The following is a 12,968-nucleotide window of genomic DNA, read 5'->3' as shown; positions in this document are numbered from 1 at the left end:
CGGGAAAACCCCTCTGTCATTTCGCGGGAGCGGAGCGACCGAGAAAGCCTAACGCAAAGTCGCTAAGCTCGCCAAGTCATTTCGCGGGAGCGGAGCGACCGAGAAAGCCTAACGCAAAGTCGCTAAGCTCGCCAAGTCGCTGAGGCACGCAACGCCGCTGAGAGGGTACGGCAACTACCCGTCGCTACGGCACACCCTAATACCAATCCCCACCCTGTAAGGGCGAGGCGCGTCGAACCTACGCCGACTACGCTTCCCGATGGATCACTGGCACCGACGCACCGCCCGGATTGGCTAACAGGTGTTCCATCGTTGTGGTCAACGCCGTCAAATCAAGCCCACGATACACCGGCGGTAAGTGTACGAGGCGACGCCGGGCCTTGACCCAGTTGAGCTGCAAACCGCGCAAGTTACCCTGCCGCCATTTCACCAATGCCGCTGCCGTCTGAATTAACGCTTGGTAAAATTCAGCATCCATCCCCTGGGCTGCACGCCAACAAATCTCCCATCGCTCGTGCGCGTACCAATACTCACCTTCGTTGAAAAGACGGAGACCAGACTGAAAAGCTTCTTCCGTCGTAAGCTGATCCATAACCCAGCCTTCCACCCATAAACCACATCCATTACCTACGCTACACCACTGCCATCATGACCATTCTCATCATACCGCCGTCAACACCTCGAGTGTCCGCCGAGCGCACTCCTCCCATGTAAACCGGCGCACCCGTGCCAAACCACGCCACCGCAAATCGGTTCGCAGGTCCTCATCATCGCACAAACGTATGATCGCTTGTGCTATCGCGTTCGTGTCCAATGGATCAACGAGTAACGCCGCATCACCGGCCACCTCAGGCAACGATGACATCGTGCTGGTAATCACCGGCGTGCCACAAGCCATCGCCTCAAGCACCGGCATGCCAAACCCTTCGTACAGCGAGGGAAACACAAATGCCTGCGCCCCCGCCAACAGTGCCGGCAGATCGGCATCGGCCACATAACCGGTGAAATGAACACGGTTGGTCAGCCCTAATTCAACCGTACACCGTTCAATCGGCTCACTTAACCAACCACGCTTGCCCGCAATTACCAGATCGAGGTCATAACCGGCGGCAAGCACTATTGCTAACGCCTCAATAACACGTCGCAGATTCTTACGTGGCTGCACGGTACCGATATACAATAGATAACGGCATGATAGTAAGCCGTACCGTCGCTGTACCTCAGTAATGCTCCTCGGATCCGTCGGTGGCGCAAAACCGGGGCTAAGACCAAGATGCACGACCGTGATCCGGTTTGGATCAACGCCATACCACGCTACCAAGTCGCGCTTTGTCGCATACGAGTCTGTAATCACATGCCGCGCCACCCATACACTCCAGCGCGTCGTTAGTTCGAGTTCGAGCCGCCGACGGAACGTATGCGCTTCGGGAAAGACTCGATACCCCACATCATGAATGGTCACGACGGTGGGCGGATGCACCACCGGCACCACATGGGCCGGGACAAAGAGCACGTGCGGTTGAGCCAACCAACTGGTCGGCCCTAAACGCAGATGCGTCCACAGACGGGGCAAACGCACATCGCGGATCATCACCCGCGAACTCAACGGCGGTAATCGCTCGCGCCCGCCGTTGATATAAAGACGCAAACTGATCTGCGGTGGCGCAACCCGGTCGAGGGCTGCGATCACTTCCCAGCTATAACGTTCCGTCCCGGTACGCTGCCCGATGGTTGCCCGGCTCGCGTCAATATCGATCACCATACTTGATCCTTGCGTAATATCTTTAGAAGTACGAAACATCATCATCGCCGTTGCTGCCAACTCTTCATCCGCGATATGGTAGCATGCAAGATGAAAGGTCTGTTTTTACGGAGTTACCCAATGAATTACCCCTTCATCTATCCCGGCGCAATTCACATGCATACCACCTATTCGGACGGCTCGGCCACGTTTCCCCAACTGATCGCCGCAGCCCGTGAGGCTGGTCTGCGATGGGTGATCGTCACCGACCACGACACGCTTGAGGGGCTACCGTTCGCCGGCTGGCACGACGATGTGTTGGTCATCGTCGGTCACGAAATCACTCCCGACCATAACCACTTCCTCGCCCTCAACGTCGATACTGTGATCAGCAACGAGCTGCCACCTCAGCAGTTTATCGATGAGGTTTATCAACGGGGTGGATTTGGCATCATTGCCCATCCCGACGAACGGGTACGGAATTCTTTCAAAGACATCTATCGCTGGGACGATTGGACCATCGACGGGCCAACCCAACGCGAGGGGCGCGTGGTTGGGCTTGAGTTATGGAATCTGATGAGTGACTGGGGCGAACACCTGACCGAACGCAACAAACTGGCGCTCGTGCTCAATCCACGTCTCGGCCTTAGCGGGCCAACCCTTGCTACACTTGCATGGTGGGATCGGTTGAACATGGTTGGCCGACGCACCTTTGGCATCGGTGGCGTTGATGCCCACGGCTTTAAGCGCCGTGCGCCGTGGGGTGAAATTGAAGTCTTTCCCTACCCGTGGATCTTCCGTACCCTCACCAACTACATCCTGTTGCCCGAACCGTTCAGCCCTGACGCGACCGTCGCAACCAACCAGGTTTACGCCGCCCTTACGGCCGGTCGTTGCTACTTTGTCAACCGGCTGGATGGTGATGCACCTTCAATCATCTTTCGTCTCAGCCGACCCGGTCAAGTGGCCGAAATGGGCGATACCATTAGCCTTGCTGATGGGCCATTACTGGTTGAGGCTGATGTTGGCGCCGATGCCTATACCCGCCTCATCGTGAATGGCGAAGTCATGACCAGCGGTATTGGCCGCATCCGACAGACAATTATCGATGACGGCATCTACCGCGTTGAAGCCTACTGGGGCGGTAAACCGTGGCTCTTTACCAACCCGATTTTCGTCACCGCTGCCGAATCAGCCCAATGACGACGTATTGTCGGTTATCACCTCGATAGTCCGCGCCAGACGACGGTCGAGCGGTATAGGATCGGCCTCACCGATCTGTACCATCAATGGGCCATCGAACGGCGCACTGGCAGTAACGACAACATGCGCACCGGGGATTAACCCCAAATCGGCCAGATAGCGCAACCGCTCGGCAGCCTGATCACGGACACGTACAATCCGAGCAGCCTGATTGAGCGGCACATCGGCCAGCCTGATCGCATGGGTTACCGGCAGCACTCCATCAATACCCGGTATAGGATCACCGTGCGGGTCGAAATCGGGATACCCCAGCCGTTCGGCGATCCGCGCCTCAAGCTTCTCACTAATGTGGTGTTCAAGCCGCTCGGCCTCTTCATGAACTTCGTCCCAGCTATAACCGAGCGCTTCGACCAGATACAGCTCGAGGAGACGATGATGGCGGATCACTTCCAACGCAATCCGTTCGCCGGCCGGTGTCAGTACAACCCCCTGATATGGCGTATGCTGCACTAGATTCATCTCGGCCAGCTTCTTGATCATCCCGGTGACCGATGCCGGCCGCGAACCACGTTGTTCACCGAGCAACGTTGTCGTTACCGCACCGACCTGCTGTTGCAGCAGGTAGATTGCTTTCAGATAATCTTCGATAGCCGGCGTAATTCGTCCAGGAAGGTTAGGATCTTCGACAGGGGTCACGGTGCGTCTCCTTCTGGCGGCGCAAAACCCGATTTTTACTTGTTTCAATGTACCATAGAGCGGCATTACAATGCAACGAGCGTGGTACAATCGTACCACCATTGCACTCGCTACGCGATTGCTGATCGGCTATCCTTATCACAACGTCGGTTAGCAGAAATTCACTGTATTGCAAGCAAAGGAGTCACCGATGAGCGATGAATCTCTCGTGCTCAGCACTATCGAAGGCCCCGTTGCAATCCTTACGCTCAATCGACCGCAAGCACTCAATGCCCTTAGCCCTGCCCTCATCGACGCACTCATCCGCCATCTCGAGCATTGCGATAACGATGATGAGATCCGGGTGATCATTATCACCGGCGCCGGTCGCGCCTTTGCCGCCGGTGCCGACATCAAGGCGATGGCCGATGCGACACCGATCGATATGCTCACAACCGATATGATTGCCCGCTGGGCGCGGATTGCGGCGGTGCGCAAACCCGTGATCGCAGCCGTGAACGGATTTGCCCTCGGTGGTGGCTGTGAGTTGGCTATGATGTGTGACATCATTCTTGCCAGTGAAACAGCCCAATTCGGTCAACCCGAAATCAACATCGGCATTATCCCCGGCGCCGGTGGCACCCAACGCCTGACCCGCGCAATTGGCCCATACCGTGCAATGGAGATGGTCTTAACCGGTGCTACCATCAGCGCCCAAGAAGCCTACGCCTACGGCCTGGTGAATCGGGTATGCCCACCCGATAGCCTGCTTGATGAAGCCCGCCAGCTGGCCCAGACCATTGCAGCCAAGCCGCCACTCGCTGTTCGTTTAGCCAAGGAAGCCGTGCGCGCTGCGGCTGAAACGACCGTGCGTGAAGGGTTAGCCATTGAATTGCGTAACTTTTATCTGCTCTTTGCCAGTGCCGATCAGAAAGAGGGCATGCGAGCCTTTATCGAAAAGCGTACAGCCAACTTCAGTGGTCGCTAATCGACGTAGGGCGGCTAGATCGTGGCATCCATTACCTAAAATACCCCTAGGAAACCACTATGGATTTGCACGAGCGACTGCGATCTCTGGAACGCGAAAATGCGATTCTTCGTCAACAACTCGCCATCCTCCGCGCCCAGTTCACTGCCAGTTTGGCCGCCCACGAATTACCCTTCGATGCAGTGTTCCACCAGTTACCGTTGCCAATGGTGCTCTTCGCCCCCGACGGCTTAGCCGTAGCGATGAACCGGGCTAACGAGCAACTGGTGGCAACTCCTATCGATCAAGTGGTTGGGCGCTACAATATTTATCAAGACCCGGCAGCACAAAAGCATGGTTTCGTTGCCGCATTTGAATCGGCTCGACGTGGACAGGTCACCACAATGCCGCCTACACCTTACAATACTGCCGAAGCGAATATCGAAGGCCGGACGATTGATCAACAATTTTGGTTGGAAACAACCTATTTTCCGATCTACGATCACATGCATCGGCTTGTGTTGATCGGCGAGCTTAACCGTGATGTAACCGATTGGGTCCGTATCCGGGAAGAAGAACAGCGCCTTGCCGCTGAATTACGCGATCGCGAGCAACGCTTTAGCGCTTTGTTCGATCAACTGAGCCTTGGCGTCGTCGTGATTGAAGAGAGTGGACGTATCCTCGATTGTAACCGTGCAGTCACGAGCATTTTAGGGTTTGAGCGCCAGGAACTGATCGGCAAACTGATTTTGCATCGCACGCACCCCGATGATCGCGTCCGCGATCTCGAGCTGTGGGAGGAATTGCTGGAAGGCAAACGCAATAGTTACACGATTGAAAAGCGATATTTTCACAAAGATGGACATATCGTGTACGGGCGAATGACCTGCTCGGCGGTGCGCGATGAGCACGGGGAGATCACCTTTTTGGTGCGACTCATTGATGATATTTCAGCTCAACGCAACGCCGAAGCAGCGGTTGAAATGAGCCGACGCCTACTCCAAGACATTATTAATCAGATTCCGGCCCTTATCTTCGTCAAAGATATTGAAGGGCGGTATCTGATCGTCAACGAGCGGCTGGCCCGCTTCTCCGGTTATGAACCAGAAGCCATGATCGGGAAACACGATGACGAACTGTTTGCACCGGCATTAGCCGATTACTACCGCGCATTTGACCGCGAGGTCATCATCCACCGCCGTCCTATTCAGCGCGATGATGATCGGTGGACGGCCGATGGATTGTCGTCATATACTACCATTAAATTCCCTCTCTTCGATCACGCAGGCACCATGTACGGCATCGCCGGTGTATCGATTGATATCACCGAACGGCGCCGGATGGAACGAGAACGTGAACGGATCGAGCAGCAGTTACGCGAGACGCAACGGCTTGAAAGCCTCGGTCTGATGGCCGGCGGTATAGCCCACGATTTCAATAATCTGCTCGTCGGCATCTTAGGCAACGTGTCATTGGCGCTTAACGAGATACCTGAAGATCACACGGTTTATCCCCTGCTGACCCAGATCGAGCAAGCTGCGCTGCGCGCGACCGAGCTCACCGGTCAATTGCTCACCTATACCGGACGACATCAATTAGAAATGCAACGTCTCGATCTGAAACAGGTTGTCGAAGAGATGCAAACATTATTGCGCAGCATATTGCCGCGCCGGATCGAGATAGTTGTTCAATCGTCACCAATCCCCCTCCCAATCAGCGGCAATGTGGCTCAGATCCGACAGGTACTACTGAATCTGGCTATTAACGGTGCCGAAGCTATTAGTGGAATCGGTAAGGTCACCATTATTACGCAACAGTGCGAGCTGAGCGCTGATGATATGGCGAACATGCAAATCGGGTCCGATCAACCACCCGGTCACTACGCCGCGTTAATCGTCCAAGACACCGGCCACGGAATGGACGAGATAACCAAAGCCCGCATCTTCGATCCCTTTTTCAGTACGAAGTTTACCGGACGTGGTCTAGGCTTAGCGGCGGTCAACGGTATCGTTCGATCCCACCGTGCTGCCCTCACCATCAATACGGCGCCCAACCAAGGTACGACGTTTAGCGTCTTTTTTCCCATCTCGATGACTGACACTCCGGCAGAACAACCGACTCCCGTTAAGCAAACTACGTCGATCACGTCGACCATATCGAACGATCTCCCACAACGCGGAGTGCTGATTGTTGATGATGAAGCTGAGGTTCGTCACGTAGCACTCCGTATTTTGCAACGGCTTGGCTTTATCGCATACGCGGCGGGGAGCAGCGAAGAAGCACATCAGGTGATAGCGCAGTTCGGTGAACAGATTATCCTTGCCCTGATCGACTTGACAATGCCGGATATCACCGGTGATGTGCTCGCTATCGATTTGCTGCAACACTATCCGAACGTACATGTGATCTTGATGAGTGGTTTTTCACAGCAAGAATTGCCTGCGAATCTACGAAATAGCGGAAAAGCTTCCTTTTTGGCAAAACCATTTACCATTACAGCACTATCAGCAGCAATTCGTAACGCATTATCATCACATGCGGTATAATTGTTGCATTATCGGTGCTCGCTCGTGTCGAACCAATAGTGTTTGTACTCGCTAGATACAACGACACACTACGCTGTCACCCGACCATCAACCGGCCACAACAAAGAGATAGGCTAGTCAAACGCTTCGTGTTGTACCCGAAATGCAACCATTAAATCCGATCAGCGAATGAAGGAGGTCTCATGGCTTCGGTGGCTGTGCCCGAAACCGATACCCGTCGTGCCATTATGACCGTACTCTTTGTCGGCGTCTTTATGTCGGCACTCGATTCGGCCATCATTGGCCCAATCGTACCGGCCTTGCGAGCTGCATTTGCGATTGACAATACGCAAGTGGTGCTTGTCTCGATTGTCTTCACGCTCTGCTCGCTCAGTAGCACAACTCTCATGGCTAGCCTTAGTGACCGGTATGGTCGCCGGCAGGTCTACCTCCTCAACGTGTTTGGCTTTGCCATCGGTTCGCTAGTGATCACGCTGTCACACGATCTGCTGACCGTCCTGATTGGTCGTGCGCTGCAAGGTATATGTGCCGGTGGCATTACCCCTACTGCTAGTGCGGTCATCGGCGATGTGTTACCTCCGGTTGAGCGGGCCAAGGCGCTTGGCCTGATCGGCGCAACGTCGGGCATGGCTTTTCTGATCGGTCCAGTTTTGGCGTCTCTCATTCTCGCGTTTGCCAACTGGCAGTGGATTTTCTTGCTCAATTTACCGGTAGCGGCGGCAGTGATTGTGCTGGGTTGGCGTGCATTGCCACGCACGAATCCCCACCAGCCAGAGCTGCACGATACGTTCGATTGGCCGGGATTGCTGCTCCTCATCACGATCTTGGTTAGCCTGACCCTTGGTATTAATCAATTGCTCGACCGCTTCCTGGGTATGACGATCTGGCCGTGGCTATTTGGGCTGGTGGCTTTGCTCACACCGGTGCTTGCGTGGCGTGAACAACAAACGCCGGCGCCATTGCTACCACCACGCCTGTTTACCAATCGTCAGTTGCAGTTCGTCTACCTCTTGGCAACCGGGTCGGGAATTGCAATGGCCAGCATTATCTTCATTACCTCAGTCGCCGTGAACTTCGGGGTACCGATTAGCCAAGCCGGTTTCTTCCTCTTACCCCTCGTCTTTCTCGCTTCGGTCACATCGATCATCGGTGGGCGAATGTTACCAAAGATCGGTGGCCGGGCTGCGATGCTGATCGGGTATGGGCAACTAACAGTGGGTAATCTGATGCTAGGCTGGCCGAGCGCACCGTTCTGGCTCTTCGTGATCGCAACGATTGTCGTCGGTAGCGGCTTGGGTATTGTCGTTGGCGGAACACTACGGGCATTGGTACTTGAAGAGGTCGCTCCCGGTGATCGCGGTGTCGCACAGAGCGTGATCAATATATCGATCAGTATCGGTACATTAATCTCGGTAGCAGTAATGGCCAGCATTGCCGACACTATTAATCTGTCGGCCGCATATCTGGCTTGTGCTGCGGTAATGGCTTTAATGACGGTGATTAGTCTTGGTTTACGCCGCCAATACCGGACGTAATCACTACCCACAACTTGTGCTATCCTATCTGGCAGCAAGAATGGGCCGGATAGGATAGGCAAAACCATGCGGGTCGCTTTAGTTCACGATTATCTTAATCAATATGGTGGCGCCGAACGGGTGCTCGAGGCGCTACATGAGCTGTTTCCGACGGCGCCGATCTATACCTCAATCTTCGACCCCACGGCAATGCCAGCGGTGTATCGGCAATGGGACATTCGTACCTCATTTATGCAACGCCTGCCGGCATGGCGTACCCAATTCCGCCGTTATGTTGCCCTGTATCCTACGGCATTCGAGCGGTTTGATCTGAGCAGCTACGACCTGATCATCAGCAGTTCGAGTGCTTTTGCCAAGGGCATTATCCCCCGTCCGGGCGCATTACATATCTGCTACTGCCATACACCAATGCGTTTTGCGTGGCGTACCGATGATTACGTGGCCCGCGAGCAGATTAACGGTCTACAGGCTAAGCTTTTACCGTTTTTACTCAATTATCTCCGCATCTGGGATACGATCAGTGCTAATCGGGTTGATCTGTTTGTTGCTAACTCCCGTGAGGTCGCCGGACGGATTGCACGGTATTATCGCCGACCGGCGATGGTGATTCCTCCACCGGTCGATCTTCCATCCTACGCCCCACGTCAACCCGAAGAGTTCTATCTGGCCGGTGGGCGATTGATCCCGTACAAGCGGCTCGAATTAGCAATCGAAGCGTTTAACCATCTCCGCTTACCCTTGAAGATTTTCGGCGATGGACGTGACCGTGCCCGCCTTGAACGTATGGCCGGTCCCAATATTGAGTTTCTAGGGTGGGTTGATGAAGCAACTCGTCTCGATCTCTTCGCCCGCTGCCGGGCCTTTATCTTCCCAGGTGAAGAAGATTTTGGCATTACTCCGCTCGAAGTGCTGGCTATGGGCCGACCGGTCATCGCCTACGCCGCCGGCGGTGCCCTCGAAACGTTGATCGACGGTGTGACCGGCCGGTTTTTCTACGAACCTACCGCCGCAGCCCTCGCTGCCGCCGTTGCCCTCTCACGCACCGACTATATCGACCCGCTCGTGCTGCGTCGCCACGCCGAACAGTTTAGCCGTCCTCGTTTTCTCACTGCGATACGCAACTTGATCGACGAGGCACTTACTGCCCAACACACCGGCCGCCTCACCGAATTGGAACAGAGCTTCGCCCAATTGTCTCTGCCGGTATCACGATAATCGCATAGTGGTTTGAATGACAGGGGCACTTGCCGCGAATGGTCGTCGGTCTATCCTGTACGATTCCGTAGAGAGCGCTTCTCGGCGAGTCGGACTTGCACCCGTGTATCACCTTGCCAAACAGACACAGCTCGCCGCAATGATACGTTTTATTTCCCAAATTGGCTGTCACTACTACCAGATGCTACCAACAACCCAAAGTGTAGTAAGATGTGGATCGGATGAACAGGACCGTTTCGTTTGATGCGGCTACATACCCAGAGACTGTTCCTATGCAATTGACTAGCCTTTTGCGAATCGCACGCCGTTTTTGGCTGCTCATCCTTATTCCAAGCGTACTGGCGGGCGGATTGAGCCTCTGGTTCGATCTGCACCAACCACCTCGTTATGTTGCTACCGCCCGCTTGCTGATCACATACCCGATCAACGGTGCAGAAGATACGGTCGAAAATTGGCAAATGACTGAATATGTGCTCGACGATCTCCCACAAGTCTTGAGCAGTGCCACCTTCGCTGCTAAAGTTGCGCCACTATTGACCGAACGCAACCTTGCACTCACCCGTACCGAAATACAGCAAGGGTTACGTATCACCCTACTTCACCGGTCGGTCGATCTGCACGGTGAAGCTTCATCACCGGCAGCAGCCCAAGCACTTGTTGAAGCGGCCATTACCGTTTTACAACGCGAAGGTCTCGACTTTTGGGGTCGCTCCAATCTCCACTTGAACGTTGTGGTACTCGATGCCGTTAACGATCCGCAACCAACATTTTCACTCCGGTCAGCACTCTTCGATGCCGCTCTACGAGCGATGCTCGGCTTGGTTGCCGGATTCGGACTGGCGGTCGCTGCTGCTACATTCCGCCCACTGAAGGAGGAACCGCTATGGAAATCCGCGATTATGTAAATGTGTTGCGTAAACGCTGGTGGGTGATTGCACTCACCGCCATCGCTGCAATTGCCGGCGCGTACATGATTAGCAAGCTACTGCCCCAAACGTTTCGCACTCAGGCAGTATACCTTGCGCTGGCAAACCAAGCTGACAACGGTCTGAACATCGTGCTGCGCAATTCGATGAACAGCTATCGTGAATTAGTAATGCAGCCCAGCGTCCTCGACCAGATCAGCCAACAGATCGGTCTCGATATCAGCGGCGAACAATTGATGGAAGATGTTAACATCCAACCTCGCCCCGACGAACAGAAGATCGTGATCGAGGTCGATCTCCCTCGACTCGATCAGTCACAAGCGCTCGCCGACGCGGTTGGTGAGCGGATTGTCGCCGAAGTCAACCGGATCAATGCCACCCTTGAAGGTACGGCACGCATCAACGTAACCCGCATCCAACCCGCCCGGCTGGTTGAAATTCGACCCAACACGCGCATTAATATGCTGGCCGGCGCCATCCTGGGCTTAGTCGTCGGTCTGGTGCTTGCCTTTGTGTTAGAGTACCTCGACGATACGCTGAAATCGTCGGAGGATGTCGAGCGTTTTGTCGGCTTGCCGACACTCGGCGCAATTCCAATCCCCGAAAAATAGACATCGAACCTGTGTATATCGTTACACCGCAGTATCGGAAGCCAGCGCATCGATACCGACAGATAGGTAGGAGTGATGCTAGTGACATCGTCGCCTGAGCAAGTGCTGATCACGTTACGCGAACCGGCATCTGCCGCCGCCGAAGCGTACCGCACTCTGCGCACCAACATTCTCTTCTCTAGTCTTGACAAGCCAATCCACACGCTGCTACTCACTGCCGCCGAACCGACGCCGGAAAAGAGTTTGACTGCCGCCAACCTCGCAGTAACGATGGCTCAAGCCGAACAGCGCGTACTCTTAGTTGACTGCGATCTACGCCAACCGTCGCTTCATACCCTTTTTGGCCTCTCCAACGAGCAAGGCCTTACCAGCTCGATCCTGGATCAGGATGCACCACTGGCCATTCAGTCTACCGATGTACCCGGCTTGAGCCTCCTGCCCAGCGGGCCACTTCCCCCTCGCCCTGCCGATCTGCTCGGTTCGCGTCGGATGGAAGGCTTATTGGCTCGGCTTCGCCAAACTGCTGATATCGTGATCTTCGATACACCACCGGTACAAACCTTCACCGATGCACTCGTCCTGTCTACCCGCGTCGATGGTGTGTTGTTGGTCGTGCAAGCCGGCCGTTCCCGCCGGGACCGAGTCCGTGAGGCACGCCAAAAGTTGGAAAAGGTGAAGGCGAACGTGCTCGGTGTCGTGCTGAGTGGTGTACGATAGCCAGCATTCCTTGTGCTATCGGTGAGGAACCTATGCAACCGACCATTCTCGTTATCGATGATGAAGCGAGCATTCGGAACGTCGCCAAAGCCTACCTCGAACACGCCGGCTATCGCGTCTTGTGCGCCACCACCGGTCCTGAAGGGTTACAGATGGCGCTCGATGAAGAACCAGACCTCATCGTACTCGATCTGATGTTACCCGGCATGGATGGTATGGAAATCACGGCACGCTTACGTGAAAAGTCCGATGTCTTCATTCTCATGCTCACCGCGCGCAGTGACGAGATAGATCGCGTAGCCGGCCTGCGCGTCGGCGCCGACGATTACTTGACCAAACCCTTCAGTCCACGCGAGCTAGTCGCCCGTGTCGAAGCTATCTTGCGCCGACGGCGCGGCAAACCGGTCAAGAGTTCGGTCATGCGCTTCACCTACGTCGAAATCGATCCCGACACCCGCGAAGCCCGTGCCGCCGGTCAACTCCTCGAACTCACTCCCACCGAGTTCGACTTGCTACTAGCACTCGCGCGTAACCACAACCGAGTGCTGAGCCGTGAAGACCTTATTGAGAAGGTGTGGGGGAGCGATTTCTACGGTACCGACCGCGTAGTCGATGTCTACGTTAGCCAGGTGCGACGCAAGATTGAAGCCCTCACCGGCGAAAATCTCATCCGCACCGCTCGCGGCGTTGGCTACCGATTTGTCGATACACCGGCATAGAGGGCAACCGATATCCATGGGAGCCACACAACCGTGCGGCCTTACGCAGCGGTTCAATGGCACTGTAGATGGGAGCCACACTACCGTGCGACTATACAAATCTTGGTGATGCA

General features: G+C 55.1%; 12 protein-coding genes. 9 read left to right on the top strand and 3 right to left on the bottom strand.

What is annotated here, in order from left to right:
* Positions 1–247: 247 nt before the first annotated feature.
* Complete coding sequence (locus AC01ZF_RS11310) at positions 248–592, bottom strand: DUF309 domain-containing protein (RefSeq protein WP_424675637.1); 345 nt, start codon at positions 590–592, stop codon at positions 248–250.
* A gap of 69 nt (positions 593–661) precedes the next feature.
* Positions 662–1,762 carry a glycosyltransferase family 4 protein gene (locus tag AC01ZF_RS11305; RefSeq protein WP_424675636.1) on the bottom strand — a complete coding sequence of 367 codons (1,101 nt, stop codon included), beginning with the start codon at positions 1,760–1,762 and terminating at the stop codon, positions 662–664.
* A gap of 120 nt (positions 1,763–1,882) precedes the next feature.
* Here AC01ZF_RS11305 and AC01ZF_RS11300 point away from each other — a divergent pair, with 120 nt between their 5' ends.
* Positions 1,883–2,944: a CehA/McbA family metallohydrolase gene (locus AC01ZF_RS11300; protein ID WP_424675635.1), complete on the top strand. Its 1,062-nt coding sequence runs from the start codon at positions 1,883–1,885 to the stop codon at positions 2,942–2,944.
* Here AC01ZF_RS11300 and AC01ZF_RS11295 read toward each other — a convergent pair.
* On the bottom strand, positions 2,933–3,640 hold the full coding sequence (locus AC01ZF_RS11295; RefSeq protein WP_424675634.1) for a metal-dependent transcriptional regulator: 708 nt from the start codon (positions 3,638–3,640) through the stop codon (positions 2,933–2,935). The two genes, AC01ZF_RS11300 and AC01ZF_RS11295, sit on opposite strands and share 12 nt — an antisense overlap.
* A 190-nt stretch (positions 3,641–3,830) precedes the next feature.
* On the opposite strand from AC01ZF_RS11295, the gene AC01ZF_RS11290 reads away from it, so the two are divergent.
* The 8 genes from AC01ZF_RS11290 to AC01ZF_RS11255 all read left to right on the top strand — a co-directional run bounded on the left by AC01ZF_RS11290 (position 3,831) and on the right by AC01ZF_RS11255 (position 12,855).
* Positions 3,831–4,607, top strand: a complete 777-nt coding sequence (locus AC01ZF_RS11290; RefSeq protein WP_424675633.1) for an enoyl-CoA hydratase-related protein — start codon at positions 3,831–3,833, stop codon at positions 4,605–4,607.
* A gap of 59 nt (positions 4,608–4,666) precedes the next feature.
* Positions 4,667–7,132, top strand: a complete 2,466-nt coding sequence (locus AC01ZF_RS11285; protein ID WP_424675632.1) for a PAS domain S-box protein — start codon at positions 4,667–4,669, stop codon at positions 7,130–7,132.
* Between the two features lie 182 nt (positions 7,133–7,314).
* Positions 7,315–8,667, top strand: coding sequence for an MFS transporter (locus tag AC01ZF_RS11280; protein ID WP_428131307.1), 1,353 nt, complete (start codon positions 7,315–7,317; stop codon positions 8,665–8,667).
* A gap of 66 nt (positions 8,668–8,733) precedes the next feature.
* Positions 8,734–9,882, top strand: a complete 1,149-nt coding sequence (locus AC01ZF_RS11275) for a glycosyltransferase (RefSeq protein ID WP_424675630.1) — start codon at positions 8,734–8,736, stop codon at positions 9,880–9,882.
* A gap of 272 nt (positions 9,883–10,154) precedes the next feature.
* A complete protein-coding gene (locus tag AC01ZF_RS11270; RefSeq protein WP_424675629.1) occupies positions 10,155–10,787 on the top strand; it encodes a YveK family protein in 633 nt (210 codons plus the stop codon).
* On the top strand, positions 10,766–11,419 hold the full coding sequence (locus AC01ZF_RS11265) for a YveK family protein (protein WP_424675628.1): 654 nt from the start codon (positions 10,766–10,768) through the stop codon (positions 11,417–11,419). The genes AC01ZF_RS11270 and AC01ZF_RS11265 overlap by 22 nt, the downstream gene beginning before the upstream one ends.
* 75 nt (positions 11,420–11,494) lie before the next feature.
* On the top strand, positions 11,495–12,136 hold the full coding sequence (locus tag AC01ZF_RS11260; protein ID WP_424675627.1) for a CpsD/CapB family tyrosine-protein kinase: 642 nt from the start codon (positions 11,495–11,497) through the stop codon (positions 12,134–12,136).
* 32 nt (positions 12,137–12,168) lie between these two features.
* On the top strand, positions 12,169–12,855 hold the full coding sequence (locus AC01ZF_RS11255) for a response regulator transcription factor (protein ID WP_424675626.1): 687 nt from the start codon (positions 12,169–12,171) through the stop codon (positions 12,853–12,855).
* Positions 12,856–12,968: the final 113 nt, after the last annotated feature.

Source organism: Chloroflexus sp., from assembly GCF_056331925.1.
This window is presented reverse-complemented; position numbering and strand designations above follow the sequence as displayed.

What these genes read in the sequence shown, in the direction of transcription:
- AC01ZF_RS11310 (WP_424675637.1), bottom strand. Translation starts at nt 592, where the DNA reads ATGGATCAGCTTACGACGGAAGAAGCTTTTCAGTCTGGTCTCCGTCTT.
- AC01ZF_RS11305 (WP_424675636.1), bottom strand. Translation starts at nt 1,762, where the DNA reads ATGGTGATCGATATTGACGCGAGCCGGGCAACCATCGGGCAGCGTACC.
- AC01ZF_RS11300 (WP_424675635.1), top strand. Translation starts at nt 1,883, where the DNA reads ATGAATTACCCCTTCATCTATCCCGGCGCAATTCACATGCATACCACC.
- AC01ZF_RS11290 (WP_424675633.1), top strand. Translation starts at nt 3,831, where the DNA reads ATGAGCGATGAATCTCTCGTGCTCAGCACTATCGAAGGCCCCGTTGCA.
- AC01ZF_RS11285 (WP_424675632.1), top strand. Translation starts at nt 4,667, where the DNA reads ATGGATTTGCACGAGCGACTGCGATCTCTGGAACGCGAAAATGCGATT.
- AC01ZF_RS11280 (WP_428131307.1), top strand. Translation starts at nt 7,315, where the DNA reads ATGGCTTCGGTGGCTGTGCCCGAAACCGATACCCGTCGTGCCATTATG.
- AC01ZF_RS11275 (WP_424675630.1), top strand. Translation starts at nt 8,734, where the DNA reads ATGCGGGTCGCTTTAGTTCACGATTATCTTAATCAATATGGTGGCGCC.
- AC01ZF_RS11270 (WP_424675629.1), top strand. Translation starts at nt 10,155, where the DNA reads ATGCAATTGACTAGCCTTTTGCGAATCGCACGCCGTTTTTGGCTGCTC.
- AC01ZF_RS11265 (WP_424675628.1), top strand. Translation starts at nt 10,766, where the DNA reads ATGGAAATCCGCGATTATGTAAATGTGTTGCGTAAACGCTGGTGGGTG.
- AC01ZF_RS11260 (WP_424675627.1), top strand. Translation starts at nt 11,495, where the DNA reads ATGCTAGTGACATCGTCGCCTGAGCAAGTGCTGATCACGTTACGCGAA.
- AC01ZF_RS11255 (WP_424675626.1), top strand. Translation starts at nt 12,169, where the DNA reads ATGCAACCGACCATTCTCGTTATCGATGATGAAGCGAGCATTCGGAAC.